The 26,515-nt window shown below is 67.1% G+C and carries 26 protein-coding genes; 15 read left to right on the top strand and 11 right to left on the bottom strand.

Translation table 11 applies throughout. The annotated features are described in order from the left end of the window. The first annotated feature begins 2 nt into the window (after positions 1-2). Together gmk and VK682_RS16925 are read left to right on the top strand one after the other, a co-directional pair. Complete coding sequence (gene gmk / locus VK682_RS16930; RefSeq protein ID WP_230797052.1) at positions 3-647, top strand: guanylate kinase; 645 nt, start codon at positions 3-5, stop codon at positions 645-647. After that, on the top strand, positions 644-1,165 hold the full coding sequence (locus tag VK682_RS16925; RefSeq protein ID WP_089848639.1) for a gamma carbonic anhydrase family protein: 522 nt from the start codon (positions 644-646) through the stop codon (positions 1,163-1,165). The genes gmk and VK682_RS16925 overlap by 4 nt, the downstream gene beginning before the upstream one ends. A 26-nt stretch (positions 1,166-1,191) precedes the next feature. Here the strand turns inward: VK682_RS16925 and VK682_RS16920 are convergent, their stop codons facing one another. Then, complete coding sequence (locus VK682_RS16920) at positions 1,192-1,701, bottom strand: hypothetical protein (protein ID WP_230797051.1); 510 nt, start codon at positions 1,699-1,701, stop codon at positions 1,192-1,194. A 369-nt stretch (positions 1,702-2,070) separates the two neighbouring features. On the opposite strand from VK682_RS16920, the gene VK682_RS16915 reads away from it, so the two are divergent. From VK682_RS16915 to tsf, 4 genes are all read left to right on the top strand, one after another. Continuing rightward, positions 2,071-3,258: a trans-sulfuration enzyme family protein gene (locus VK682_RS16915; RefSeq protein WP_230797050.1), complete on the top strand. Its 1,188-nt coding sequence runs from the start codon at positions 2,071-2,073 to the stop codon at positions 3,256-3,258. After that, positions 3,258-4,298, top strand: coding sequence for a sensor histidine kinase (locus VK682_RS16910; RefSeq protein WP_089848643.1), 1,041 nt, complete (start codon positions 3,258-3,260; stop codon positions 4,296-4,298). Before VK682_RS16915 ends, VK682_RS16910 begins: the two co-directional genes overlap by 1 nt. Positions 4,299-4,550: 252 nt before the next feature. After that, positions 4,551-5,318 carry a 30S ribosomal protein S2 gene (gene rpsB, locus VK682_RS16905; protein WP_089848644.1) on the top strand — a complete coding sequence of 256 codons (768 nt, stop codon included), beginning with the start codon at positions 4,551-4,553 and terminating at the stop codon, positions 5,316-5,318. A 112-nt stretch (positions 5,319-5,430) separates the two neighbouring features. Beyond that, positions 5,431-6,306: a translation elongation factor Ts gene (gene tsf / locus VK682_RS16900; RefSeq protein ID WP_089848645.1), complete on the top strand. Its 876-nt coding sequence runs from the start codon at positions 5,431-5,433 to the stop codon at positions 6,304-6,306. A gap of 518 nt (positions 6,307-6,824) precedes the next feature. Here tsf and VK682_RS16895 read toward each other — a convergent pair. The 3 genes from VK682_RS16895 to VK682_RS16885 all read right to left on the bottom strand — a co-directional run bounded on the left by VK682_RS16895 (position 6,825) and on the right by VK682_RS16885 (position 9,410). After that, positions 6,825-7,586 (bottom strand): LuxR family transcriptional regulator, encoded by a 762-nt coding sequence (locus VK682_RS16895; RefSeq protein WP_089848650.1) that lies wholly within the window; start codon positions 7,584-7,586, stop codon positions 6,825-6,827. Then, complete coding sequence (aroQ, locus tag VK682_RS16890) at positions 7,583-8,026, bottom strand: type II 3-dehydroquinate dehydratase (protein WP_230797049.1); 444 nt, start codon at positions 8,024-8,026, stop codon at positions 7,583-7,585. Before aroQ ends, VK682_RS16895 begins: the two co-directional genes overlap by 4 nt. A 127-nt stretch (positions 8,027-8,153) precedes the next feature. Beyond that, positions 8,154-9,410, bottom strand: coding sequence for an NAD(P)/FAD-dependent oxidoreductase (locus tag VK682_RS16885; protein ID WP_230797048.1), 1,257 nt, complete (start codon positions 9,408-9,410; stop codon positions 8,154-8,156). A gap of 120 nt (positions 9,411-9,530) precedes the next feature. On the opposite strand from VK682_RS16885, the gene VK682_RS16880 reads away from it, so the two are divergent. From VK682_RS16880 to VK682_RS16870, 3 genes are all read left to right on the top strand, one after another. Next, positions 9,531-10,424, top strand: coding sequence for a PfkB family carbohydrate kinase (locus VK682_RS16880; protein WP_230797047.1), 894 nt, complete (start codon positions 9,531-9,533; stop codon positions 10,422-10,424). Next, a complete protein-coding gene (locus VK682_RS16875) occupies positions 10,421-11,338 on the top strand; it encodes a pseudouridine-5'-phosphate glycosidase (RefSeq protein WP_324782257.1) in 918 nt (305 codons plus the stop codon). The genes VK682_RS16880 and VK682_RS16875 overlap by 4 nt, the downstream gene beginning before the upstream one ends. Before the next feature lie 81 nt (positions 11,339-11,419). After that, on the top strand, positions 11,420-12,115 hold the full coding sequence (locus VK682_RS16870; protein ID WP_089848660.1) for a DUF502 domain-containing protein: 696 nt from the start codon (positions 11,420-11,422) through the stop codon (positions 12,113-12,115). 3 nt (positions 12,116-12,118) lie between these two features. Here the strand turns inward: VK682_RS16870 and VK682_RS16865 are convergent, their stop codons facing one another. Both VK682_RS16865 and VK682_RS16860 read right to left on the bottom strand, forming a co-directional pair. Further along, positions 12,119-13,150 (bottom strand): patatin-like phospholipase family protein, encoded by a 1,032-nt coding sequence (locus VK682_RS16865; RefSeq protein WP_089848662.1) that lies wholly within the window; start codon positions 13,148-13,150, stop codon positions 12,119-12,121. A gap of 85 nt (positions 13,151-13,235) precedes the next feature. Then, positions 13,236-14,009, bottom strand: a complete 774-nt coding sequence (locus VK682_RS16860) for a 3-hydroxybutyrate dehydrogenase (protein ID WP_230797045.1) — start codon at positions 14,007-14,009, stop codon at positions 13,236-13,238. A 308-nt stretch (positions 14,010-14,317) separates the two neighbouring features. Between VK682_RS16860 and VK682_RS16855 the strand changes: the two genes are divergently transcribed. The 5 genes from VK682_RS16855 to VK682_RS16835 all read left to right on the top strand — a co-directional run bounded on the left by VK682_RS16855 (position 14,318) and on the right by VK682_RS16835 (position 20,524). Further along, a complete protein-coding gene (locus tag VK682_RS16855) occupies positions 14,318-16,153 on the top strand; it encodes an extracellular solute-binding protein (RefSeq protein WP_380715554.1) in 1,836 nt (611 codons plus the stop codon). A 51-nt stretch (positions 16,154-16,204) separates the two neighbouring features. Beyond that, positions 16,205-16,318, top strand: a complete 114-nt coding sequence (locus VK682_RS16850) for an entericidin EcnA/B family protein (RefSeq protein WP_230797043.1) — start codon at positions 16,205-16,207, stop codon at positions 16,316-16,318. Between the two features lie 83 nt (positions 16,319-16,401). After that, the gene (locus VK682_RS16845; protein ID WP_089848833.1) at positions 16,402-17,106 is read left to right on the top strand and encodes a response regulator transcription factor; all 705 of its coding nucleotides are present in this window, start codon (positions 16,402-16,404) and stop codon (positions 17,104-17,106) included. Positions 17,107-17,135: 29 nt separating this feature from the next. After that, a complete protein-coding gene (locus tag VK682_RS16840) occupies positions 17,136-18,311 on the top strand; it encodes an FIST N-terminal domain-containing protein (RefSeq protein WP_324782256.1) in 1,176 nt (391 codons plus the stop codon). Continuing rightward, on the top strand, positions 18,311-20,524 hold the full coding sequence (locus VK682_RS16835; protein ID WP_089848671.1) for a sensor histidine kinase: 2,214 nt from the start codon (positions 18,311-18,313) through the stop codon (positions 20,522-20,524). Before VK682_RS16840 ends, VK682_RS16835 begins: the two co-directional genes overlap by 1 nt. A 107-nt stretch (positions 20,525-20,631) precedes the next feature. Here the strand turns inward: VK682_RS16835 and VK682_RS16830 are convergent, their stop codons facing one another. Continuing rightward, positions 20,632-22,149 carry a helicase HerA-like domain-containing protein gene (locus VK682_RS16830; RefSeq protein WP_230797041.1) on the bottom strand — a complete coding sequence of 506 codons (1,518 nt, stop codon included), beginning with the start codon at positions 22,147-22,149 and terminating at the stop codon, positions 20,632-20,634. Between the two features lie 407 nt (positions 22,150-22,556). Here VK682_RS16830 and VK682_RS16825 point away from each other — a divergent pair, with 407 nt between their 5' ends. After that, positions 22,557-23,231, top strand: coding sequence for an invasion associated locus B family protein (locus VK682_RS16825; protein ID WP_230797040.1), 675 nt, complete (start codon positions 22,557-22,559; stop codon positions 23,229-23,231). 54 nt (positions 23,232-23,285) lie between these two features. Here the strand turns inward: VK682_RS16825 and lpxB are convergent, their stop codons facing one another. Genes lpxB through fabZ form a run of 4 tightly spaced genes read right to left on the bottom strand, consistent with a single transcriptional unit; the run spans position 23,286 to position 26,488 of the window. Then, complete coding sequence (gene lpxB / locus VK682_RS16820) at positions 23,286-24,455, bottom strand: lipid-A-disaccharide synthase (protein WP_230797039.1); 1,170 nt, start codon at positions 24,453-24,455, stop codon at positions 23,286-23,288. Continuing rightward, positions 24,452-25,237, bottom strand: a complete 786-nt coding sequence (locus tag VK682_RS16815) for an LpxI family protein (RefSeq protein WP_324782255.1) — start codon at positions 25,235-25,237, stop codon at positions 24,452-24,454. The genes lpxB and VK682_RS16815 overlap by 4 nt, the downstream gene beginning before the upstream one ends. A gap of 4 nt (positions 25,238-25,241) precedes the next feature. Next, positions 25,242-26,030 carry an acyl-ACP--UDP-N-acetylglucosamine O-acyltransferase gene (gene lpxA / locus VK682_RS16810; RefSeq protein WP_230797037.1) on the bottom strand — a complete coding sequence of 263 codons (789 nt, stop codon included), beginning with the start codon at positions 26,028-26,030 and terminating at the stop codon, positions 25,242-25,244. Continuing rightward, positions 26,027-26,488 carry a 3-hydroxyacyl-ACP dehydratase FabZ gene (fabZ, locus tag VK682_RS16805; RefSeq protein ID WP_089848682.1) on the bottom strand — a complete coding sequence of 154 codons (462 nt, stop codon included), beginning with the start codon at positions 26,486-26,488 and terminating at the stop codon, positions 26,027-26,029. Before fabZ ends, lpxA begins: the two co-directional genes overlap by 4 nt. Positions 26,489-26,515: the final 27 nt, after the last annotated feature.

Raw genomic sequence — 26,515 nt, 5'->3', positions numbered from 1 at the left:
ACATGACCGACAGGCGCGGCCTGCTCATCATCCTGTCCTCGCCTTCGGGCGCGGGCAAATCGACCTTGGCCCGGCGGCTGCGGGCATGGGATCCGTCGATCATCTTTTCGGTCTCGGCCACCACCCGTGCGCCGCGCCCCGGCGAGGTGGACGGGCAGGATTACCATTTCATGTCGCAGCCCGATTTCAAACGCGCGGTTGGCGCGGGCGAGATGCTGGAACATGCGCATGTCTTCGGCAATTTCTACGGCTCGCCCAAGGGCCCGGTGCGCGAGGCGATCCTTGGCGGGCAGGATGTGCTGTTCGACATCGACTGGCAGGGCGCGCAGCAGATCACCAATTCCGAACTGGGCCTGCACACGCTGTCGATCTTTCTGCTGCCGCCCTCGATTGCCGAACTGAAACGGCGGCTGGTGTCGCGCGGGCAGGACGGCCCCGAGGTCATCGCCGGACGGATGCAGAAAAGCTGGGACGAGATCAGCCACTGGGGATCTTACGATTTCGTGCTGGTCAACAACGATCTGGACGAGACCGAAGCGCGGCTGAAAAGCATCGTCACCGCCTCGCGGCTGCGGCGCAACCAGCAGCCCGGGCTTCTGACCCATGTGCGCGCCCTGCAGGCCGAATTCGAGGAGAGCGGAGAATGACCCTATACGCCCTGGACGGCATCGCGCCGCAGATCGACGCCAGCGCATGGGTCGCGCCGGGGGCGCAGCTGATCGGGCGCATCGTGATGGAGGCCGACAGTTCGGTCTGGTTCGGCTGCGTGCTGCGCGGCGACAACGAGGAAATCCGCGTCGGTCAGGGCTCGAACCTGCAGGAAAACGTGGTCTGTCACACCGATATGGGATTCCCGCTGGTGATCGGGCCGGGCTGCACCATCGGCCACAAGGCGATGCTGCATGGCTGCACCATCGGGGAAAACTCGCTGGTGGGCATGGGCGCCACCATTCTCAATGGCGCGCGGATCGGGCGCAACTGCCTGATCGGTGCGGGCGCGCTGATCCCCGAAGGCAAGGACATCCCCGATGGCAGTCTGGTGATGGGCATGCCGGGCAAGGTGGTGCGGATGCTGGACGAGGCGGCCATCGAGGGGCTGCGCGCCTCCGCGCGGGGCTACCAGCAAAATGCCCGGCGCTTTCGCGCCGGGCTTAGCGAAGTCTAGGCCAAGGCGGCCCCGGTCTCTGGCGGTCAGACCGCCGCCAGAGCACTTTCCAGTTTCGCGCTGATCTCGGGCTGAAGGCGCCGGGTCAGCAGCGGAGTGGGGATGCCGCGCAGGGCAGGCTTTCGGTTCGGCGCGCGTTGCTTTTCCTGCAGGAAATCAAGGATCAGCTCGGCATGGGCCCGGTTGCGCGCGACAAGGTGATGGCCGCGGACGGTCCATTGCCAATACGCATCTTCGGGCCAGTTGATGGTTGCGGGTTCAAAACGTTTGCAGCCCTTGCACCAGACCATGCCTTCATGGTTCAGCCGATAGCCCACGCCGGGCTCGTCTGACTGCAGGAAGTTCGGTTTGGGCGAGTCGGGCTGCGTCCAGCTAAAATGGTCGGGGAACAGTTCTTCGACAACAACTCGTCCCCAGGAATGGGCGTTTTCCGGAATTTCCTGATGACGAATGACACAGGTAAAACGGAACGGCTCGAAGAACTGTGCTACATGTCCGCAAGCGGAGCAACGCACATCGAGAGGGTCGTTTTGCATCGTTATGACGCTCCTGTGGGTGATAGGCGCCCCCACCTATACCTTGGGATTAAGAATGAAACACTCACCTCTGGCAACCTACATTTCTGCAAGAAGCTACTTCCAGTTGTGCAATACGCTCCGCAAAGAGCGTGGCACAGAGGTCGTTGCAGAGGACTGGTTACCGAAGGAAAGACTGGAACACGCCGCGCGGGACCGAAACACCTGATCCTCGCGTTACCAGTTGTTACATAATAGACAAACATCCGCTGGTTGCAAGGCGGCATTCGCCCGCAAGTGCGCCAGATCGCCGCTGTCGTGACGTCATGCAGGGCGGCTTGTCTCGCTCCCGGGGCTGTGCAAATCCTTGCGCCAGCACAGGAGATTTCCATGGACATCCGCAAGACGCTTATCCGCCCGGTCGCTATGCCTGCCTCGTCTTCCTCGGCGGTGGTGACCCCGATCATGCCCGCCGTGGTCTATGCCTCCGACAGCCCGGACGCGCTGGATGCGCAGTATGAAGGGCGCAGCCCCGGCTACACCTATGCGCGCGAAGGCCATCCCAATGCCGATATCCTCGCCCGCCGCATCGACGCGCTGGAAGAGATGGAGGGCGGCATCGTCACCGGATCCGGCATGGCGGCGGTGGCGGTGGTGCTGATGGGGCTGCTGCGCGCGGGCGATCACGTTCTGGGGGCGGACCAGCTTTATGGCCGGTCGCTGCGGATGATGAAGGAGGATCTGCCGCGCATGGGCATCGCCACCTCGCTGGCCGATCCCACCGACGCCGCCGCGATGGAGGCGGCGCTGCGCCCCGAAACCAAGCTGGTGCTGATCGAACTGGTGTCGAACCCCACGCTGCGCATCGCCGATCTGGACGGCATCGCCGCCCTCTGCAAGGCGCGGGGCATCCTGCTGGCGGTGGACAACACCTTCACCACACCCGCCGCCATCGCCCCGGTGACGCGGGGCGCCGATATCGTGATCCACTCGGTGACCAAGCTGCTGGCAGGCCATGCCGATGTGACGCTGGGCTGGGTCGCGGCGCGCGATCCGGAGGTGGCGCAGCGGCTGCGGGTCTTTGCCGTCACCACCGGCATGACGGCGAGCCCCTTTGACTGCTGGCTGGCCGAACGCGGGCTGATGACCTTTCCGCTGCGGTTCGACCGCGCGCAGCAGACCGCGCAGCGGCTGTCGGAGTTTCTGTCCGGGCGGGCAGGGGTCGCGCGCGTGCTTTATCCCAGCCGCGCCGACCATCCCGATGCGGCGCGGGCCCAGTCGGTGCTGCGCGGCAATCCCGGCACCATGCTCAGTTTCGAACTGGAGGGCGGGCGCGCGGCGGCCAATGCCTTTACCGAGGCCGCGAAGGGCATCGCCTTTGCGCCGACGCTGGGGGATGTGGGCACCACGCTGTCGCATCCGGCCTCGTCCTCGCATCGCGCGCTGACCGCCGAGGGCCGTGCGGCGCTTGGCATCTCGGAAGGGTTCTTCCGGGTGTCGCTGGGGCTGGAGGATCCCGATGCGCTGCTGGCCTGTTTCGCCGACGGGCTTGATGCCGCGCGGCAGGCGCGCGGCTGATGCGCGCCGAGGCCGGGGATCTGGTGGCGGCGATCCCGCTGCCTGCCGTGCTGATCCAGTGGGACGAGCGCATCGCCGCCACCAATATCGAGGCGGCAACCCTGCTGGGCGACGGTCTGGCGGGGCGGCATTTCATCACCGCGCTGCGCCAGCCCGCGCTGCTGGACGCCATCGAGGGCACGTTCCGGGACAGCGCGCCGCGCCGCACCCGCTACCACGCCACCGAGGACCGGCAGAATGCCAGCTTTGACGTGTCCTGCCGGGCGGTGAAGCTTGAATCGGGGGCGGGCGTGCTGCTGTGCTTTCAGGATGTGACCCATCTGGAGCAGGCCGGGCAGATGCGCCGCGATTTTGTCGCCAATGTCAGCCATGAGCTGCGCACGCCGCTGACGGCGCTTTTGGGGTTCATCGAGACGCTGCAGGGCCCGGCGCGCGAGGATGCGGGGGCGCGGGACCGGTTTCTGACCATCATGCAGACCGAGGCCACCCGGATGGAGCGGCTGGTGGGCGATCTGCTGTCGCTGAGCCGGGTCGAGGCCGAGGAGCGGGTGCGCCCGACCGAGCCGGTGGATCTGCCCGGGCTGCTGCGGTCGGTGCTGAACGGGCTGGCGCCGCTGGCCGCCGAAGCTGGGGTGACGCTGCGCCCGGAATTTCCCGAAACCCGGCTGGAAGTGCCCGCCGATCCCGACCAGCTGCGGCAGGTGGTGATGAACCTTGTCGAGAACGCGGTGAAATATTCCGGGCGCGGCGCCTCGGTGACGGTGCGGCTGAGCGGGCCGGGCTATCAGCCGCGGCTGCGGGTCGAGGGGGTGGAGATCGCGGTGACCGATACTGGTCCCGGCTTTGATCCGATGCACATTCCCCGGCTGACCGAGCGGTTCTACCGCGTCGACAACCACCGCTCGCGCGAGATGGGTGGCACCGGGCTGGGGCTTGCCATCGTCAAGCACATCGTCAACCGGCATCGCGGGCGGCTGCGCATCGAAAGCGAGCCGGGACGCGGCAGCAGCTTCTGTGTCATCCTGCCGCTGCGCGCGTGAGACCGGGAGCACGGAGGGGGCGCTGCCCCCTCTGCGGCTGCGCCGCATTCACCCCCGGAGTTCAGGGGCAAGATGAAGGGGCGGCGGGCGGCGGGGCTTGTGCCCGGGGCAGAAGGCAGGTATAGGCGCGCGCACTGAACCCCGCAGGCGGGGTCGGGCCCTTGGGGGAGACATCCCCATCCGGTCCACCGGTTGTCCCCCATATGGGATGAGCCCCCGCCGAGGATACCGAAACCGGAAAGGAAAACGGACATGGCTCTTCCCGAGTTCAACATGCGTCAGCTGCTTGAAGCTGGCGTGCATTTCGGCCACCAGACGCAGCGCTGGAACCCCCGCATGGGCGAGTTCATCTATGGCGCGCGCAACGGCATCCACATCATGGATCTGACGCAGACCGTTCCCATGCTGGACGCGGCTCTGAAGGCCATCCGCGACACTGTCGCACGTAACGGCCGCGTGCTGTTCGTCGGCACCAAGCGTCAGGCGCAGCAGCCCATCGCCGATGCCGCAGAGCGTTGCGCGCAGTATTACATGAACCACCGCTGGCTGGGTGGCACGCTGACCAACTGGCAGACCGTGTCGCAGTCCATCAACCGTCTGAAATCCATCGACGAGCGCATGGAATCCGGTGCCGAAGGCCTGACCAAGAAAGAACGGCTGGGCATGGAACGTGACCAGACCAAACTGCAGGCGTCGCTGGGCGGCATCCGCGACATGGGCGGCCTTCCCGACATGCTGTTCGTCATCGACGTGAAAAAGGAAGCGCTGGCCGTGGCGGAAGCCAACAAGCTGGGCATCCCCGTCGTCGCGATCGTGGACACCAACTGCTCGCCGGATGGCGTGGATTACATCATCCCCGGCAACGATGACGCGGCCCGGGCCATCGCGCTTTACTGCGATCTGGTGTCGCGCGCGGCGCTGGACGGCATGACCGGCCAGATGGAAGCCGCCGGTGTCGACCTTGGCGCGCTGGAAGATGCGCCCGCCGAGGAACTGCTGGCCGGCGCCCAGCAGAACTGAGCCTGAGGCGGCGGTCCTGCGGGGCCGTCGCGCCAGTGTCACGAAAGCATGACAGGAGCGGGTGGCCCGGGGCGGGGCCGCCCCCAACGAATTTGAGATGAGGAGAGCCGAGATGGCGATCACTGCTGCACAGGTGAAAGAACTGCGCGAGATGACCGGCGCAGGCATGATGGATGCCAAGAAGGCGCTGACCGAGACCGATGGCGACATGGAAGCGGCGGTCGACTGGCTGCGCACCAAGGGTCTGGCCAAGGCGGCGAAGAAATCCGGGCGCACCGCGGCCGAAGGTCTTGTCGCCGTGCAGGTTCAGGGCGGCACGGGTGTCGCCGTCGAGGTGAACGCCGAGACCGATTTTGTCGCCAAGAACGCCGATTTCCAGGACATGGTGGGCAAGATCGCCGCGGCAGCGCTTGGCGCGTCGGACACGGCCGCGCTGGCCGATGCCGAAGTGGACGGCAAGAAGGTGTCGGACATCATCACCGACAAGATCGCCACCATCGGCGAGAACATGACCCTGCGCCGGATGGTGAAGATCGAAGGCGGTCAGGTCGTGACCTATGTGCACAATGCCGCAGCCCCCAACATGGGCCAGATCGGCGTGCTGGTCGCGATGACCGGCGGTGACGAAGCCTTTGGCCGTCAGGTTGCCATGCACATCGCTGCGGCCAACCCCGCTGCCCTGAACTCCGACGCGCTGGATCCAGCGGTGATCGAGAAAGAGCGTCAGGTCCAGATCGACATCGCGCGCGAATCCGGCAAGCCGGACGCCGTGATCGAGAAGATGATCGAAGGCCGCATGAAGAAGTATCTGGCCGAGATCACGCTGCTGGGCCAGCAGTTCGTGGTCAACCCCGACATCACCGTCGAACAGGCGGCCAAGGAAGCGGGCGCCGAGATCACCGGTTTCGTGCGTCTGCAGGTCGGCGAAGGCATCGAGAAGAAAGAAGAAGATTTTGCTGCAGAAGTGGCGAAGGTCGCGCAGGGCTAAGCCCGTGCGCGGGCCGGGTCATCTTGGCCGGGCCCGCGTCTGTCTGCTGAAAAATCCGGAGCCGCCCCTCGGGGCGGCTCCGTTTTCCTTTCCCGGCCCCCCGTGAACATTGGGGATGAGGCAGGGTGCCGAGGCGGGGGTGCCGGGCGGTCGAGGCGGTAATTGCCCCGGTCCGGCCCGACTCCGGCCTAAACCGGCGGAGACGCAGCGCCCCAAAATCAGAGGGGATGCGCGCCCGTTGCTCCATGGCCAAAGCCACCACTCACGGAACGTAACGTAATCTCTCAATTTCTCTGGAACATTGAAAGTCCGGGGCGGTTAATTCATGCCAATTTTGCGGGGTTTCCGGTAACGTTTGCGCGGATTTGCGCCCACTTTCCGGTTTTTGGAAACCAACTCTCGCGATTCATAAAGTTGCAAACCCGGTTTTCCCGTAATGCGGGTATTGCGCTAACATGGATCACCGGAATTTTGCGGCGATCCGAATCGCGGCGCGGGGCAGGGGGCGGATCGAAGCCTCAGATATCCAAGACAAACATCTGGTTCTGGAACGCCGCCTTGGCCACGGCCTGTGCCGTGGTGTCGACATTCAGCGCCTCGCGCGCCAGCCGCAGGTGTTTTTCGACCGTGGCCTGAGTGAGTCCCATGATGATGGCGATGTCCTGCATGGTCTTGCCGTCGCCGACCCATTCCAGCGCCTCGCGCTGGCGCTTGGTCAGCGACTGGTTCGGCGGCACATAGGGCAGGGTGAGCACCTTGAGATGCAGCAGGTTGTTCATTAGCACGATCAGGTCGCCTTGCGCCTGCCAGAGCGCATCGACCGCGTCCTGATCCATGCCGGGGCGCGCGGTCAGCGCGATGGCGCCCTTGGCGCGGCTCGACACGGTGCGGAAGCTGACCGAATAGCCCGCCACCACGTTGCGGCTGCGGTTGAAGTCGATCACCCGGCGCTGGTCCGGGGTCAGGCTGCCGCTGGTCATCATCTCGGCCAGCACCCGCCATGAACAGGCGCCGTCGTGATCCAGCGCCCAGCGGACCATCGGCGCATGGCGGTAAAGCCCGTCGCCGATGAAGACATCGGTGTAGTCGCGGCTGTGATTGGTCAGCAGCAGGAAATCGGCGGGATCGCCCAGCGAGCTTTGGGTGCGGTAGCGGGTGAAGCCATAGAACAGCCGGTCAAAGCCGAATTCGGCCATACGCGCCACATGCAGGGCCCACGCGCATTCGATACTGGGCGCGTGGGTAAGATCAAGCAGCCAGTCGCGATCCGCGGGCGTCACGTCCGGCTCTCGTGGTGATGCAGCAGCGCGTCCATGGCCAGCGTATAGCCGCGCGGGCCGAAGCCGCAGATCACGCCCACGGCCACGCGGGCGATGTAGCTGACATGGCGAAATTCCTCGCGCGCGTGGACATTGGACAGGTGCAGTTCGATCGCGGGCACTTCGGCGGAACTGATCGCGTCCATCAGCGCGAGCGAGGTATGGGTATAGGCGCCCGCATTGAGGATCAGCCCGTCCTTGGTGCCACGGGCGGCGTGGATGGCATCGACCAGCGCGCCTTCGTGGTTGCTTTGCTGGAAATCCAGATCGACCCCCAGCGTTTCGGCATGGGCGCGGCACATCGCCTCGACATCGGCCAGCGTGGTGCGGCCATAGACCTCGGGCTGGCGCAGGCCCAGCAGGTTGAGATTGGGGCCGTTAAGGATCAGAAAGGCGGGCATGTCAGCGATCTCCGTAAGGTGATCCCAGATAGCGTTGATCCTGCGGTTTTGTCCAGAAAACTAAGGCTCCCGGGGGGATCTGTCCCTCATATTTTACCATAATACTGATTATAGGATAACTGTCTTCTTATCCTGCCCCGGGCAGATGCGCCACTCTGGCGGCGGTTTCGTAAAGGATTTCGCGCAAGGCACCGCCCGGTTCCCAATGCGCGGTCTGCACCGGCAAAGGCAGATGCTCGGGATCGGCGCCCAGACAGACCCGCGCCAGCGCCTGACCCAGCACTGTGCCCGGCGCAATGCCCCGCCCCGAATATCCCGTGATCGCATAGCCCTGCGGGCCAAGCTGCAGGATTTTGGGGATATGGTCGCCGGTCATGGCAATGCGGCCCGACCACCAGCAGGCAAAGCGCTGACCGGCAAGATGCGGATAAAGCCGCGCCAGTTTGCGCCGTGCCCAGCCCAGATGCAGTCTCTGGCCCAGCACATCCTCGGGCCGTCCCATGGCACCAAGGATCAGCCGGCCGGTCCTGTCGCGCCGCCACGAGGTCATGATTTTTGCGGTATCCCAGCAGCCTTCATGGCCCGGCAGCACGGGATCAGGCAGCGGATCGGTGGCGGCCTGAAAATAATACACGGCAGGAATTTTAGGAATATCAATGCCTTGAGTGCTGATGTGATAGGCATTTGTAGCGACCAGCAGTGCGCGCGCACGGATCTGGTGCCGCCCTGCCTGCAGCAGCCAGTCCGCGCCGTCCCGGCGGACGCTGCGCACCGGGGTCTGGCCGCAGAGCGTGGCGCCCGCCGCCTGCGCCGCGCGGGCCAGACCGCGCAGATAGGCCAAGGGCTGGATCGTGCCCGCGCGTGGATCGTGAAGCGCGCCCCGCAGGCCAGCCACGCCGCTGCGCGCCTGCGCGTCTGCTGCGGAGAGCAGCACCACCGGCGCGCCTGCCGCGGTCAGCTGGCGGTGCCGGTCGCGCAGATCGGCAAGCCCGCGCGCGTCCGGGGCGCAGTGCAGCGTGCCCGCACGCTGCGGCTCGCAGGCGATGCCATGGCGCGCGATCAGATCAAAGACCAGCCCCGGTCCCTGCCCCAGCATTTCGGTCAGCCGCGCCGCCCGCGCAGGCCCCAGCCCGCGCGCCAGCGCCTCTGGCGGCAGCCACAGCCCGGCATTCACCAGCCCGACATTGCGTCCCGATCCGCCATGTCCCGGCGCCAGCGCCTCACAAAGCAGGACCGAAGCGCCCGTCTCTGCCGCTGCCAGCGCCGCCGCGCAGCCGGTAAAGCCGCCGCCCAGAAGGACCAGATCGCAGCTGCGATCGGTATCGAGCGGCGGTGTCTCCAGCCGCTCCAGCGCTGTTTGCTGCCACAGGTTGTCCGCGCGCATCTGGTCTCTCCCCCGGAGTCGCGGCCAGCAAAGCGCGCGCGCGGCGGCATCGCAACGGAAACCTGCGGCGCCACGCGCAATCCGCTTGCCGCGGCGCGGGGCTGCGGGCAAAACACCGGCATGACCACACGTCCCGACATTCTCTGTATCGGTTCCGTCCTCTGGGACGTGATCGGCCGTTCCGCCAGCACCATGCGTCAGGGATCCGACGTGCCGGGCCGCATCACCCGGCTGCCCGGTGGCGTGGCGCTGAACATCGCCATGACGCTGACCCGGTTCGGCCTGCGCCCCGGCCTGCTCAGCGCCGTGGGCCGCGATGCCGAAGGCGAAGATCTGGTGCGCGCCTGCGACCGGCTGGGCTGTCTGACCGGCGATCTTTACCGCTCCGACGATCTGCCCACCGATGTCTATATGGCGGTCGAGGGCGCCAATGGCCTGATCGCCGCCATTGCCGATGCGCATTCGCTCGAACAGGCGGGCCCGCGCATCCTCGCGCCGCTGCGTGATGGCCGTCTGGGCAGCGATGCAGCACCTTGGGCCGGGCCCGTGGCGCTGGACGGCAACCTGACAACGGCGCTGCTGGAAGAGATCCTGCACATGCCGGCGCTGGCCGCCGCCGATCTGCGCATCGCCCCTGCGAGCCCCGGCAAGGCCGACCGGCTGCTGCCCTTCCTCCGCGCCGGGCGTGGCGCGCTTTATGTGAACCTCGAAGAGGCCGGGCTGCTCTGCCAGCACGACTTTGCCACCGCGCCCGAGGCGGCGCAGGCGCTGCTGGCGCGGGGGGCGGCGCGTGCCGTGGTCACCGCAGGCGGCGCCCCTGCCGCCGATGCCACGCCCGAGGGCGTGCTGACCGAAAGCCCGCCCGAGGTGCTGGTGACCCGCGTCACCGGCGCGGGCGACACCTTCATGGCGGCCCATGTGGCCGCCGAACTGCGCGGCGAAGACCGCGCTGCGGCGCTGCACCGTGCGCTTCAGGCCGCCGCCGCCTATGTTTCCGGAGATATCCCCTCATGAGCCTTCCGCATCTTTCGCCCGATGTCGCCCGCGCGCTCAAGGATCGCGCGCCGGTCGTGGCGCTGGAATCCACCATCATCACCCATGGCATGCCATGGCCGCAGAACCTCGAGATGGCGCGCTCGGTCGAGGCCGCGATCCGCGACGCGGGCGCCACCCCCGCCACCATCGCCGTGCTGGAGGGCAAGCTCTGCGTCGGGCTTGATGATGCGCAGCTGGAACAGCTGGCCCAGACCAAGGGCGCGGCGAAGCTGTCGCGCGCCGACATGGCGGTGTGCATGGCGCGCGGCGGCACCGGCGCCACCACCGTGGCCGCCACGATGATCGCCGCGCGTCTGGCCGGGATCGAGGTCTTTGCCACCGGCGGCATCGGCGGCGCGCATCGCGGCGCCGAGACCAGCTTCGACATTTCCGCCGATCTGCAGGAACTGGCGCAGACCCCGGTGACGGTGGTGGCGGCGGGCGCCAAGGCCATTCTCGATCTGCCGAAGACGCTGGAGGTGCTGGAAACGCTTGGCGTGCCGGTCATCGCCTATGGTCAGGCGCAGCTTCCGGCCTTCTGGTCGCGCGATGCAGGCCTTGCCGCGCCGCTGCGCGCCGATACCGCCGCCGAGATCGCCCGCGCCCAGCGGATGCGCGCCGCACTTGGCCTGCCCGGCGGCCAGCTTGTCGCAAATCCCATCCCGGTCGAGGCCGAGATTCCGCGCAGCGAAATGGACCCGATCATCGCCCGCACCATGGCTGATGCCGCCACCCATCGCATCACCGGCAAGGCGGTGACGCCCTATCTGCTGCAGCGCATCTACGAGCTGACCGGGGGCCGCTCGCTGGAGGCCAACATCGCGCTGGTGCTGAACAATGCCCGTCTGGGGGCCGCCATCGCCCGCGAACTGGCCAGCCTGCCCGCCACCTGACCCGATGCGCGCGGCGGCCCATTGTGGAACGCCGTGCGACCGCCTACCTTACGTCAGACATCTGCGGCTTCCGGGAACCCCATGACCAGCCCATTCGACGAGAAACCGCGCCGCCCCGGACTGTTTGCCGGACTGCGCGCCAGCTTCCTGACCGGCCTTGTGGTCATCATGCCGGTGGGGCTGACCATCTGGCTCATCTGGTCGCTATTCGGCTTCGTGGACGGGTTCGTGCTGCCGCTGGTGCCGTCCCGCTTCAACCCCGAAGCCTATATCGGCATCAACCTGCGCGGCGTGGGCGTGATCTTCTTCCTCGTCTTCACCATCGTGGTGGGCTGGATCGCCAAGGGGCTGATCGGCCGCTCGCTGATCCGCTTTGGCGAGAGCCTCGTGGACCGCACGCCGGTGGTGCGCTCGATCTATTCCGGGCTGAAGCAGATCGCCGAGACGGTCTTTGCCCAGTCCGAACGCAGCTTCGAAAAGGCCTGCCTCGTGCAGTATCCGCGCAAGGGCATCTGGGCCATCGGCTTCATCTCCACGCAGGCCCGCGGCGAGATCCGCGACAAGTCGGCGGTGATGGGCGATCTGCTGTCGGTCTTCGTGCCGACCACGCCCAACCCGACCTCGGGCTTCCTGCTCTATTTCCCCGCCGAAGACGTGGTGGAACTGGACATGACCATCGAAGACGCGGCCAAGCTCATCATCTCTGCCGGGCTGGTCTATCCACCCGACCGGGTGCCGCGCCCGCCGCAGGTCGAACCGGTGCGCAAGGCCTCCTGACGCTCAGCCGAACATCCGGCGCAGATCGACGGTCTGGCGCACGCCCAGACTGTCGCGATGATCCGACAGGAACGTGCCCGCCGCGCGCCGACCCGCCTCGCGCAGCTGCGCGATGACCGAGGGCAGCGCCACCATCTTGGTGGCCACCGACAGCTGGTTCATCAGCGCGTCATCGGAAATCATGTGCACCCGCAGCTTCTTCATCGCGCCCTCTTCCACCACGCCCGAGCCGATCAGCCGCTGCACAAAATCAATGGCACGCAGATCGCGCAGCAGCGAGGAGTTGAAGCTGATCTCGTTGATGCGGTTCTGGATTTCCGGCGGGGTCACCGGCACCGCCTCGCGCACCACGGGATTGATGTTCACGATGACAAGATCGTTGGGCAAATGCTTGGCATATAACGGAAACAGCGCGGGATTGCCGGAATAGCCGCCATCCCAGAACGCTTCCATCGCGCCGGTTTCCGGATCCTCGATCTCCACCGCCTGAAACAGCGTCGGCAGGCAGGCCGAGGCCATGATCGCCTTGGGGGTCAGCCGGTCGCCCGAAAACACCCGCACCTTGCCATCGCGCACCGACGTGGCGCAGACAAAAAACTCCGGCCCCTCCGCCGAACAGATGCCGCTGAAATCCAGCCGCTCCACGATGCGCTCCAGCGGGTTGCGGTAAAACGGCCCCCAGGCATAGGGCGACATCATGCGCCCCACCGCCTCGCCCGCAGCGAAAGGCACCGAATATTGCAGCGACCGGCTGATGAAGCCGGGATCGGGCAGGAACGGATGCATCCATTCCGGCACCGCCAGATCGCGCATCCCCGCCACCTCGGACCAGAGCGTGTCAAGCACCTCGCGCGCGCCCTCGCGCCCGCCCCGCACCATCCCCGCCTTCAGCGCGGCACCGTTCAGCGCCCCCGCCGAGGTGCCGGTGATCGCCGCAATCTCCAGATCCTCCTCCTGCAGCAGCCGGTCCAGCACGCCCCAGGTAAAGGCGCCATGCGCGCCGCCGCCCTGCAGGGCCAGATTGATCTTCACCATGCTCTCGGCTCCCTGCCCTTCATCTTGCCCCTAAACTCCGGGGGTGAGCCCCGCAGGGGCGAGGGGGCAGCGCCCCCTCACCCGGTCACAGCGCGGTCCAGCCGCCATCCACGGAAATCGTCGTGCCGGTGATCTGCTCCGCCGCGTCCGAACACAGGAACACGGCGGTGCCGCCGATCTGCTCCACCGTCGCGAACTGCTTCGAGGGCTGGCGGTCGAGAATCACCTTCTCGATCACCTCCTCCTCGGTCATGTCGTATTTCTTGGCGGTGTCGGGGATCTGCGCCTCCACCAGCGGGGTCTTCACATAGCCCGGGCAGATGGCATTGGCGGTGATCGGCTCTTTGGCGGTTTCCAGCGCCACGACCTTGGTCATGCCGACGATGCCGTGCTTGGCCGCCACATAGGCGGATTTATAGGGCGAAGCGGTCAGCCCATGCGCCGAGGCGATGTTGACCACCCGGCCCCAGCCCGCCTTGCGCATCAGCGGCAGCGCGGCGGCGGTGCAGTGAAAGGCGGAGCTGAGATTGATGGCGATGATCGCATCCCATTTTTCCACCGGAAACTCGTCCAGCGGCGCCACATGCTGGATCCCGGCATTGTTCACCAGAATGTCGCAGGCGCCCGCCTGTTCGACCAGCGCGCGGCATTCGTCGCCCTTGGACATGTCCGCCTTGATATAGCGCACCTCCACGCCGAATTCCGCCGCCATGTCACGGGCCAGCGCATGGTCCTCCTCGCGGTCGGTGAAGGAATTCAGCACCACCGCCGCACCGGCGCGGGCCAGTTCGCGCGCCACACCCAGCCCGATGCCGGAATTGGACCCGGTGACGATGGCCGTCTTGCCTTTCAGGGACATAGGAAACACTCCTCATTGCTGCAGGTGCAACATAGCACGCTGCATCGCAAAAATAAGGGCTTGTGGCTGCTCACGCCATGCCGCTATGGGTGTTGCCTTCGCTCCACAGTGGCAGAAAAACCGCTCTGGCCAAAAAAAAACGCCGGCGCAAGGCCGGCGTCAAGTCGTTGAGGCAGGTTTCATACAGGCAAGAAACCTATCGAGCAGTGAGACTGTTATACGCGCTTTACCGCTGGAGTCCAACCTAAAAGTTTGAAAAGACGTGAAAGCCCGGATAGGCTCAAATGCCAAGAAAACAAGGGCAGGGCATGACTGTTGCATTTTTGGATACAATAAGTTTCCGCAATTCCGGGGTGGCATTTGTTGCTCTGGCGTTATCTTCATTTGTTGGAATCAGTGCGTCCGCAGACCCTGCTCATGCCATATCCATGTATGGTGCCCCTGCCCTCCCCCCAGATTTTGACTCCCTGCCCTATGTGAACCCGGATGCGCCCAAAGGTGGCCGCGCGGTCAGCGGTGAAGTGGGCAGCTTTGACAGTCTCAATCCGCACATCCTGAAAGGCAGCCCGCCCTGGCAGCTGCGTTTCCTTGCATATGAATCACTTATGGGGCGAAGCTGGGACGAAGCCTTCACGCTTTACTGCCTGCTCTGCGAGACGATCGAGACCGGACCGAATCGGTCTTGGGTGGAATTCACCCTCCGCCCCGAGGCGCGGTTCTCTGATGGCTCCCCCGTCACCGTCGAAGACGTGATGTGGAGCTACGAGACCTTGGGCACGCAGGGGCATCCTCGCTATCATGCGGCATGGGCGCGCGTCGCCGCGATGGAACAGACCGGGCCGCGCAGCCTGCGCTTTACCTTCACCGAACCCGACCGGGAACTGGTGCTGCTGATGGGGATGCGCCCCATCCTCAAGAAAGCCCAGTGGGAGGGGCGCGATTTTGCGCAGAGCGGGCTCGACGTGATCCCGATCACCACCGCGCCGTATGTGATCGATCAGGTGGTGCCGGGGCGGACGCTGGTGCTGAAACGCGACCCCGAGTATTGGGGCCGCGACCTGCCCTTCATGCGCGGACAGGCCAATCTTGACGAGCTGCGCATGGAATTTTTCGCCGATGGCACCGCGATGTTCGAGGCGTTCAAGGCCGGGCTGCTGAACGTGAACCGCGAGAACAACGCGGAAAAATGGGCCACGCAATATGATTTCCCGGCGGTGCGCGGCGGCGATGTGGTGCTGTCGGAGATCCCGCATGGCCGCCCCTCGGGCATGACCGGTTTTGCCATGAACCTGCGCCAGCCCGCCTTTGCCGACTGGCGGGTGCGCGAGGCGCTGCTGCAGGCCTTCAACTTCGCCTATATCAACGAGACGATGACCGGCGGGCGCCAGAAGCGCATCACCTCGTATTTTTCCAACTCGACGCTGGCCATGGATCACGGCCCCGCCTCGGGCCGGGTCCGCGCCCTGCTGGAGCCCTATGCAGAGGATCTGCTGCCCGGGGCGCTGGAAGGCTACAGCCTGCCCGAAGGCGATGGCACCGCGCGCAACCGTGACGGGCTGCGCCGCGCGCTTGATCTTTTTGCCGAAGCCGGGTTCACGCTGGATCAGGGCCGCATGATGGATCCGTCCGGTCGCCCCTTCCGGTTCGAGATCCTGCTGCCGCAGGGCATGGGCGAGGAAGCCTCCATGCTCGACATCTATGCCCGCGCGCTGGACCGGCTGGGCATCGGCGTCACGATCAGCAGCGTCGATCCCGCGCAGTTCAACATCCGCACCGCCGAGTTCGATTTCGACATGGCATGGACCCGCATCGGGCTGTCGCTGTCGCCGGGCAACGAGCAGCGGCTTTACTGGGGCAGCGCTGCCGCCGACCAGCCCGGGTCGCGCAACCTCATGGGCATCGCCTCGCCTGCGGTGGATGCGATGATCGACCAGATGCTGGCCGCCGAGGAGGAAGCAGAGTTCACCGCCGCCGTGCAGGCGCTGGACCGGGTGCTGACGACGGGGCGCTATGTCATCCCGCTGTATCAGTGGGACAGGACATGGATCGCCCATGCCAAGGAATTGACCTATGATGCGGCGCGTACGCCGGTCTATGGCGATTGGGTGGACTGGATGCCCAATGCGTGGTGGTGGCAGGACTGACCGCCGCGCTACAGTCCAGAGACAACAAAAACAGCAACAACGAGCAGATCGATGAAACAGGCCCTTCTTCTTTCCCTTCTCGCGGCTCTCGCCGCCTGCGGCACGGTTGATGGCGTAGGCCAGGACATCTCTTCCGCCTCGCGGACGGTGCAGGGCTGGTTCTGAGCCCGCCTTCGACCTTTTGACACAGGACTCGGCTCCGCCCCCGCGCTAGTCTGGGGCGGAAGCTAACAAGAGGCGTCATGGCCATGGACCACCGGGCAACCCTCCTGTCCCCGACCGGAGACAGCCGCGCGCTGGTGGTGGATGACCATCCGCTGTTCTGTGACGCGCTGACGCTCACGCTGCAGTCGCTGGCGGGCTTTGCCCGGATCGACACCGCCGGCACGCTGGAGCGGGCGCTGGAGCTTGTGTCCGACGGGGACCCGCCGCATCTGGTGATCCTTGATCTGACCCTGCCCGACGTGACCGGGCTGGACGGGCTGCTGCGGCTGCGGCGCGCGGTGCCGCGCGCGGCGCTGCTGATCGTCTCCTCCATGGCCGACAACCGCATGGTGTCGCATGTGATGAAGGCGGGCGCGGACGGCTTCGTGCCCAAACATGCCCAGCGTTCGGTGTTCCGCCGCGCCTTCGAGGCGGTGGCGCGGGGCGAGCCCTTCCTGCCCGACGGCTATATCGACCCGCAGGCGCCCGGCAGCGGCAGCGGCGCGGCAGAGGCGCTGGACCGGCTGGCCACGCTGACCGCGCAGCAGGCGCGCATCCTGTCGCTGCTCTGCGAGGGCAAGCTGAACAAGCAGATCGCCTATGAGCTTGCCATCGCGGAAACCACGGTAAAGGCGCATGTGACGGCGATCATGCGCAAGCTGGGGGTGCACAGTCGCACGCAGGCGGTGCTGATCGCGCAGGAGGCGCGGTTTGCGCAGGTCTTGCCAAGGGAGGCTGGCAGTCCCTAATCTGCATCACCACGCGAAAGGACAAGGATTTGGACGGAGCAGGCCATGGCTCCGGGGGGGAGGACAAGGGGCGGGCCGGTGCCCTCTGCGTCGCGCAGGTTGCCTGCGACGCGCCGGACCCGATCAGCGCGATCCACGCCCAGCTGGGACCGGGGCCCTTTGCGCTTGTCTGTCTCTTTGCCAGCCCCCGCGCCGACTTCATCGCCCTGACCCGGCAGGCGCAGGGCCGGTTCGGCGCGGCAGAGGTGCTTGCCTGCACCACAGCCGGAGAGATCGGCCTCAACGGCTATGAGGATGGCCAGATCATCGCCACCGGCTTTCCCGCCGATCTGTTCGCCGTGGACAGCTACGCCATCGACGGGCTGGACCAACTGGAAGCGCAGGCCACCATCGACGAGGTGATCCACCGGCGCCGGGCGCTGGCCGCGCGCGCGCCGCAGATGCCCTATGATTTCGCCTTCCTCATGGTGGATGGCCTGTCGCTGCAGGAAGAGAACCTGACCTCGGTGCTGGCCTCGGGCATGGGGTCGACGCCGCTTTTTGGCGGCTCCACCGGGGATGGCACCAGTTTCTGCAGCACATGGGTGGCGCATAACGGCGTGATCCGGCGCAATGCCGCCCTGCTGGCGCTGGTGCGGTCGCATTGCCCGGTCAAGGTGTTCAGCCTTGACCATCTGGTGCCGACAGAGGTGCGCATGGTGGTCACCGCCGCCGACCCGGACCGCCGTCTGGTGCAGCAGATCAACGCCGAACCCGCCGCCGCCGAATATGCCCGGCTTCTGGGCAAGGATCCCGGGCAGCTGGACGCCTTCACCTTTGCCGCGCATCCCGTGGTGGTCCGGCTGGGGGACAGCCACCATGTGCGGTCGATCCAGCGCGTCGACGAGGAGGGCCATCTGGTGTTCTTCTCGGCCATCAACGAAGGCATGGTGCTGACGCTGGCCCGTCATCAGGACATGGCCCGGCATCTGGAGGAGGGGCTGCGCGCCCTGTCGCATCCGGTGATGCCGCAGCAGATCCTTGGCTGTGACTGCCTGTTCCGCCGGATCGAGGCCGGGCAGTATCAGCAGACGCGGCGCGTCTCCGACATCCTGTCGCGGTTCAACGTGGTGGGGTTCAACACCTATGGCGAACAGTATGGCGCGCTGCATGTGAACCAGACCCTGACCGGGGTGGCCTTCTACCCGCCCGAGGGCCGTGGCTGATGTCGCTGGTCAACCCGCTGGATTCGCTGGAGCGGCAGAACGAAAAGCTGCTCAAGATCGCCGAGGCGCTGATGCGGCGGGTGGAATATGGCACCGCGCCTTCGGGGGCCGCCTATGCCCAGTTCGAACGCGCCGCCCTGCTGGAAAAGCGCGTGCGCGAGCGGACGCTGGAACTGGAACGCACGCTTGAGCTGCTGCATCAGTCCAACAGCCAGCTGGCGCAGGCCCATCACGACACCGAGGCGGCGCGGCGCAATCTGGCCGATGCCATCGAGACCGTCTCCGAAGGTTTTGCGCTGTTTGATCCCGGCGACCGGCTGGTGCTGTGCAACGCGCGCTTCTGCCGGGATTTCCGCGACACGGTGCATGATCTGCGCCCCGGCCTGCCCTTTGCCGATTATGTCGAAAGGATCAGCCGCTCGCGCCGTCTGGTGCTGCCCGAGGGGGTCAGCGCCGCAGGCTGGGCCGAGCAGCGCCTGCGCCGTCATCAGGACCGCAGCGTGATGTTCAACGTGCGCCATACCGTCGACCGCTGGCTGCAGGTGTCAGAGCACCGCACCGGCAATGGCGGCACGGTGGTGGTGCAGACCGACGTCACCGACATCATCCGGCTGGAGCGGCAGGAACGGCTGAAGCTGCGCGACAAGCAGACCCGGATGATCCGCGCCACGCTGGACCATCTGGATCAGGGCGTCTGCATCTTTGACGAGACGGCGCGGCTGGTGGCGTGGAACCTGCGCATCGGCGCGCTGCTGGGCCTGCCGGTGCGGCGGCTGCATCTGGGCGCCTCCTTTGCGGCGCTGCTGGCGCGTCTGGACGAGGAATTCACCTTCGCCCGGGGCGAGGAGCGCGCAGGCTTCGCGCGCTGGGCGGCGGCCTCTGGCCCGCGCGATCCGATCCGGGTCGAGGTGATGCGCCGCGACGGTACGGTGCTGCGGATCTTTGGCAGCGACATGCCCGATGGCGGCTTTCTGTTTTCCTGCACCGATGTGACGGCGGAACGGGAATCGGCCCGCAAGCTGACGGAACTGAACGAAATTCTGGAACAGCGCGTGATGGAGCGCACGCTGGAGCTGGAGGATGCGCTGTCGGCGGCGGAACGGGCCAATGCCTCCAAATCGCGCTTCGTCGCGGCGGCGAGCCATGACCTGCTGCAGCCCCTGTCGGCGGCCAAGCTGTTCCTGTCCTCGCTGGCGGACCGCTGCGCCGACCCGCGCGAGGCGTCGGTGCTGGCCAAGGCGGAAAGCGCCATCTGTTCCGCCGAACAGATCATCGACGCGCTGCTCGACATCTCGCGGCTGGAATCCGACGGGCTGCGCTTCGACATCCGTCCGGTGGCGCTGTCGGACATCCTGCGCCCGCTGCGCGACGAGATGGAGGTGCTGGCGGCGCGCAAGGGGCTGGTGCTGCGCATGGTCGACAGCAGCCTGACCGTCAGCACCGATCCCGCCTTCCTGCGGCGCATCCTGCAGAACCTGATGGCCAATGCCATCCGCTATACCGACCGGGGCCGGGTGCTGGTGGGGGTGCGGCGCCATGGCGGTGCGGCCCGGATCGAGGTGCATGACACCGGCCCCGGCATCGCCGCCGAGGACCAGTCCGCCATCTTCGAGGAGTTCCGCAGGCTCGATCCCCGCGCCAGCCGCAATGACGGGCTGGGGCTGGGGCTGGCCATCGTCGAGCGCGCCTGCATCCGGCTTGGCCATCCGCTGGGGCTGCGGTCCGAGCCCGGGCGCGGATCGTGTTTCATGGTCAGCGTCGGGCTGGCCGGGGCGGTGGCGCCGGTGCGGCAGGCCGCCCCCGGCCCCGCCCGGCCTGCGGGGCTGGCGCAGGCCGGGCTGATCGTGCTGCTGGTGGAAAACGAGCCGCAGCTGCGCCGTGCCATTTCGGTGCTGGTGGAAAGCTGGGGCGTCAACGTGATCGAGGCCGGGGATGCGGCGGCGGCGCTTGATCTGCTCGACGATCTCGATCTGACCCCCGACGCGCTGCTGCTGGATCACCAGCTGGGATCCGGCCTTTCCGGCACGGCGCTTTTTGAGGAGATCAGCGCCCGGCTGGGCCGCCTGCCCTGCGCCATCCTCTCCGCCGACCGGTCCTCGGCGCTGCGCGACACCTGCGCGGCGCTGGCGGTGGAGCTGCTGCCGAAACCGCTGGACCGCCACAGGCTGGGGCAGTTTCTGGATGCGGCGGCACGGCGGATGGCGGCGGAGTAGCTTTTGTCCGGCGCCGCAGGGGGCTCTGCCCCCGTCCCCCTGCGGGGGACTCCCCCGGGATATTTGCAGCCGCTGGAAGCACAGGGCAAGGCACGGTGGCGCGGACGTCAGCGTGCCCTGAAGAGCGATCCCAGAATGCCGCGCACCAGACGTTTGCCGGTGGTGCCGGAAAGCTCCTTGAGCACGGCCTGCCCCAGCGCCTCGGTCAGGGTGGCGGGGGTGGCGGCGCGGGCCGGGCGGCGGTCTGCAGGCGTGTAGCGGCGGGCGCGGCTGCCGGGGCTGTCGGCGTCGGGGGCTGGCGCGGGGTCGGCGGCGCGGGCGGCGGCCTCGGCCCGGGCGGCCAGCAGTTCATGCGCCGAGGGCCGGTCGAGGGGCGTGTCATACTTGCCTGCGACGGGCGAGGCGGCCATGGTCTCGGCCCGCTCTGCGTCGGTGATCACGCCAAGGCGCGAGGCGGGCGGGCGGATCAGGGTGCGCTGCACCATGCCCGGCTCGCCCTTTGTCTGCAGGAAGGAGGTGACCGCCTCGCCGGTGCCGACCTCGCGGATCGCGGTTTCGGTGTCGAAGGCGGGGTTGGGGCGGAAGGTCTCCGCCGCCTGCCGCAGCGCGCGGGCCTCGCGGGCGGTGAAGGCGCGCAGCGCGTGCTGCACCCGGTTGCCCAGCTGGCCAAGGATGTCCTCGGGGATGTCGGCAGGGGACTGGGTGACAAAATACACCCCCACGCCCTTGGAACGGATCAGGCGGGCCACCTGTTCCACCTTGTCGATCAGCGCCTTGGGTGCATCGTCAAAAAGCAGATGCGCCTCGTCGAAGAAGAACACCAGTTTCGGGCGGTCGGGATCGCCGACCTCGGGCAGGGTTTCGAAAAGCTCGGAGAGCAGCCAGAGCAGGAAGGTCGCGTAAAGCCGCGGCGCCGCCATCAGCGCCCCGGCGGCGAGGATATTGACCTGCCCCAGACCTTCGGGCGTGACGCGCAGCAGATCGGCGAGATCCAGCGCCGGTTCGCCGAAGATCTGCGCGCCGCCCTCGTTTTCCAGCACCAGCAGGCGGCGCTGGATCGCGCCCACCGAGGCGGCGGAGATATTGCCGTAGCGCAGCGACAGGTCGCGGGCATTCTGCCCCAGCCAGACCAGAAGCGCCTGCAGATCCTTGAGATCAAGCAGCGGCAGCCGCTGTTCGTCAGAGATCCGGAAGGCGATGTTCAGCACGCCCTCCTGCGCCTCGGAGAGATCAAGCAGCCGGGACAGCAGCAGCGGCCCCATTTCGGCCAGGGTCGCGCGCACCGGATGCCCGTCGCGGCCAAAGAGATCCCAGAACACCGCCGGAGTTGCGGCATAACGCAGATCCGGCAGCCCGATTTTTGCGCTGCGGGCGGCAAAGGCCGCGTGCAGCGGGCCCTCTGGCGATCCGGGGCGCGACAGCCCGGCCAGATCGCCCTTCACATCCGACAGGAAGACCGGCACCCCTGCGGCGGAAAACCCTTCGGCGAGGATCTGCAGCGTCACGGTCTTGCCGGTGCCGGTGGCGCCCGCGATCAGCCCGTGCCGGTTGGCCAGCCGCAAAAGCAGATGCTGCGCCTCGGCATGATCGCTGCCACCACCGCCTACAAAAACGCCGCTCCGCATGGCATCCTCCCGCACCGCACGCAGGCTACCATACATCCTTAACCTTTTGGTGCCAGTGTGAAATCTGCCCGGGGTGACATGTCCTCTCCTGCTCCGGGCGGACTTCCTCCCTGTCTGACTGGCCGCGCCCCTCACAAGGCGCGGTCTTTTGTTCAAAAGTGAAGCTGCGGACTTGCAAACCCTGTTGACCGTTCCCAAAGGGTTTCGTAACGTCTCGGCAATGACATAGTCGGCCGGTCCGACAGGGAGCAAGGGAAAGGGGGTCGCAAGGCCCCTTTTCTCTTTCGTTTGAAGCGCTTCGCAGCTTTCCGCCGGTGTCGCGGCGGGTCCGGAATTTCCGGCCTGACACTGCGTGGGGCGCATGCTAAGCGGGCACCGAGACCGTTTCCAGAGCTCAGGGAGTTTCCATGACCAGACCTCTTACCTTGCTTCGTCTGCTGCCGCTGGTGGCGGGGCTGGCTGCCCTGCCCGCGCAGGCGCAGGAAGCCACCCAGACCGAGCCCCCCGAGGCGGCGCAGAGCGCGCAGACGCCGTCCCCCGCTGATACCAGCGTCGGTGGAGGTCTGACGCTGGGCGAGCCGGCAGAGGGCGAGGCGGCGGCGCCCGCCCCGGGCCAGCAGCAGCCCGAGACCTATGTGAAGTCCACAAATGGCGACTGGGAGCTGCAGTGCCTGCGCGTGCCCGAAGGCACCGATGCCGAAGACCCCTGCCAGATGTATCAGCTGCTGCAGGACGGCAATGGCGGCAACGTGGCCGAGGTCAGCATCTTCCGCCTTGCCAATGGCGGTCAGGTCACGGCGGGCGGCACCTTTGTCGTGCCGCTGGAGACGCTGCTGACCCAGAAGCTGAGCATCGCCGTCGATGGCGGTCAGCCCAAGCGCTATGATTTCTCGTTCTGCACGCAGGTGGGCTGTTACGCCCGCGTCGGCTTTACCGAAGAAGACGTGGCCCGGTTCAAGGCCGGTCGCGGCGCCACGATCACCATCGTTCCGGCCATGGCGCCGGACCAGCAGGTGACGCTGGACATGTCGCTGTCGGGCTTCACCGCGTCTTTTGACGAAAGCTCCGCCCTGCGGCAGTAAGCGCTGCCCTCAAGGCTGGACATCCGCCCCCGGAGCCGCGGCTCCGGGGGTTTTTTATGGCAGGGGCTTTGGGGTATTGAGCCCGTCCAGAACGGCCATGGCGGCGCGGGTGCCGGGGGCGGCGCCACCCTGCCCCAGCCTTTGCATGGTCAGCGCCATGGCGGCGCGCTGCGGCTCCGGCGCGTCCAGCACCTGCAGCAGGGCGGTGGCGATGGGGTCGGGGCGGCAGGCCTTGCCGATGAATTCCGGCACGCTGCGCGTCTCTGACACCAGATTGACCAGCGTCACCGTATCCACCCGCAGCATCCGCCCGATGATCTGCCGGGAGAGCCAGCCCATGTCATAGGCGATGACCATGGGCGTGTCCGCAGCCGCCAGTTCCAGCGACACGGTGCCCGACGCGGCCAGCGCCACATCGGCGGCGGCAAAGGCTGCCCGTTTCTCCGCCCGCCCCGCCTCGCCCGCGCCGCGAGGATCAAGGATCAGCGGCGCGCCGGGCCAGCCCGTGCAGAGATCGCTCACCAGCCCCGCCACCGGCGAGGCGGCGGGCAGCACGAAGCGCAGATCGGGGCGGGCTGCGTAGAGCCGCGCCACCACCTGCGCAAAGACCGGGGCCAGCCGCGTCACCTCGGACCGGCGCGAGCCCGGCAGGATCAGGCAGAGCGGCGCCTGCCCCAGCCCGTGCCGCGCCCGGAACTCTGCCGCCTGCTGCGGGCTGGCCTGCGGGTCGGTCACCACGGGATGGCCGACAAAATCGCAGCGCATGCCCGCCGCTTCCATATAGGGCGGCTCGAAGGGCAGCAGCGCCAGCACCTGATCCACATGGCGCGCCATCTTGACGGCGCGGCCCGGACGCCATGCCCAGACGGTGGGGGCGACGTAATGCACCACGCGGATGTCGGAGCGCGCCTTGACCAGCGCCGCGACGCGCAGGCAGAATTCCGGCAGGTCGATGGTCACCAGCACATCGGGGCGCGCGGCGATGATCGCGTCAGCGGTCTGGCGGATGCGGGCCTTGAGCGCACCATACTGGCGCAGGATCTCGGTGATGCCCATGACGCTGATCTCGTCCATGGGAAACAGGCTGTTGAGCCCCTCGTCCAGCATGCGTTCGCCGCCGATGCCGTCGAAGCGGATGTCGGGGACCATCCCGGTCAGCCCGGCCATCAGCGCGGCGCCCAGCTTGTCGCCCGAAGGCTCGCCCGCGATCAGAAACACCTTCATGCGCCGCGCTCCCGCACCCAGAGATACATGCCCGCCGCGTCCAGATCGCGCAGCACGCGGTCGCGGTCCAGCACCATGACGCCGCCCGCCTCGATCACCAGCCCGTCAAGCCCGGCACGGGCGGCGCCCGCCACCGTCGCGGGGCCGATCACCGGCAGATCGGCGCGGCGGTCCTGTCCGGGCTTGGGCGCCTTGTAGAGCTGCCCGCCCTGACCGGGTGCGAGGCGGGCCAGCATGGCATCGGTGCCCGCGTCATCCTCCTGCGCCGCCACCGTGCCGCCACGCAGCACCGCCGCCTGCCCCAGATCGGCCCGGCCCTGCGCCGCGCTGACGCTGTCGCCCAGCAGGGCAAGGGCTGCGGCCTCCGGCCCGGGCTGGGCCCCGGTGAGGATGCCAGCGGGCGGCAGCAGATCGGGGGCGGCCTCATGCGCGCCCAGCACCTGAAACCCCGCGCCTTCAAGAATGCCGATCACGATGCGCAGCGCGCCATCATCGCCGCGCCGCAGGGCACGCACCACCCGGGGCAGCAGCCGCAGCGTTGGCAGATCCAGCGCCCGCAGCGACAGCGCAGGCCGGGTCACCCGCCCGCACATGCAGATGCGCGTCACGCCCCGGCGGCGCAGGGCGCGCAGAAAGCCGCCCAGCCGTTCCAGCCGGAACACCAGATCGGGCTCCACGCGGTCGGGCAGCGCATGGGCCAGCGCGCAGACCAGCACCGGCTCCGGCGCGGCCTTGGCCACGGCGCGCGGCAGATCGCCCTGCCCTGCGATCAGCGCCAGCACGGGCTTAGCCCGGGGTCAGGAAGTGGCGGTCGCTGTCGCCAAGGATGAACTCGACGATCTCGCGCACATATTCGCTTTGCGTTTCGTCCCCCAGCCGCTTTGCCCGGTCGGCAAAGGCGCCTTCGCCCTGCGCCAGCATCTGGAAGGCGGCGCGCAGCGCGGTGATGTCGGCGCGGCTGACGCCCCGGCGTTTCAGCCCGACAAGGTTCAGCCCGTCGAGCTTGCCGCGCGGCGCCTGCACCAGCCCGTAGGGGATCACGTCATTGGTGACCATGGTCAGCGCGCCGATGATGGCACCACGCCCGATGCGCACCCATTGGTGCACGCCGGACAGCCCGCCCACGATCACGTCATCCTCCAGCACGCAATGCCCCGCCACGGCGACATTGTTCACAAGGATCACGCGGTCGCCGATCTGGGCGTCATGGGCCACGTGGCAGCCCGCCATGAACAGCCCGTCATCGCCGACCCGGGTGACGCCGCCACCCCCTTCGGTGCCGCAGTTCATCGTCACATGTTCGCGGATGCGGTTGCGGGCGCCGATCTGCAGTCTGGTCTTTTCGCCCCGGAATTTCAGATCCTGCGGAATCTCTCCGATCACCGCGAAGGGAAAGACCACGGTGTCTTCGCCGATCTCGGTCATGCCGGTGACGATGACATGGGATTTAAGCTCCACCCGCGCGGCCAGCACCACCTCGGGACCGATATGGCAGAAGGGGCCGATGCGGCACCCCTCGCCGATCTGCGCCCCCGGCTCCACGATGGCCGACGGATGGATCACGGTGCCGGTCAAGACGGCAGATCCATCATCGCGGTGAATTCGGCCTCTGCCGCCATCTCGCCCTCGACCTCGGCCATGCCGGAGAATTTCCAGACCTTGGCGCCCGGCTTGCCGCGCTTGGTGGTGATGCGCATCTTCAGCACGTCACCCGGCACCACCATGCGGCGGAACTTGGCGCTGTCGATGGCCATGAAATAGACCTTCAGATCCTTGTCCGCCAGATCCAGCGCCGTCCCCACCATGACCGCGGCGGTCTGCGCCATGGCCTCGATGATGGTGACGCCGGGCATGATCGGCCGTCCGGGGAAATGTCCCTGGAAATGCGGTTCGTTCATGCTGACATTCTTGATCCCCAGCGCAGAGGAGAAGCCGTCGATCTCCACCACCCGGTCCACGAGCAGGAAGGGATAGCGATGCGGCAGGATGCGCTGGATGAGGTCGATATCCGCGCGCAGCAGGGTCTCGGTCATCGGCGGCCTTTCTTCTGAAAACAACGC

It is taken from the genome of Salipiger marinus (genome assembly GCF_035481585.1).
Taxonomy (GTDB): Bacteria; Pseudomonadota; Alphaproteobacteria; order Rhodobacterales; family Rhodobacteraceae; genus Salipiger; species Salipiger marinus.
The sequence above is the reverse complement of the archived record's forward strand: the minus strand, read 5'-3'. Positions and strand labels throughout refer to the sequence as shown.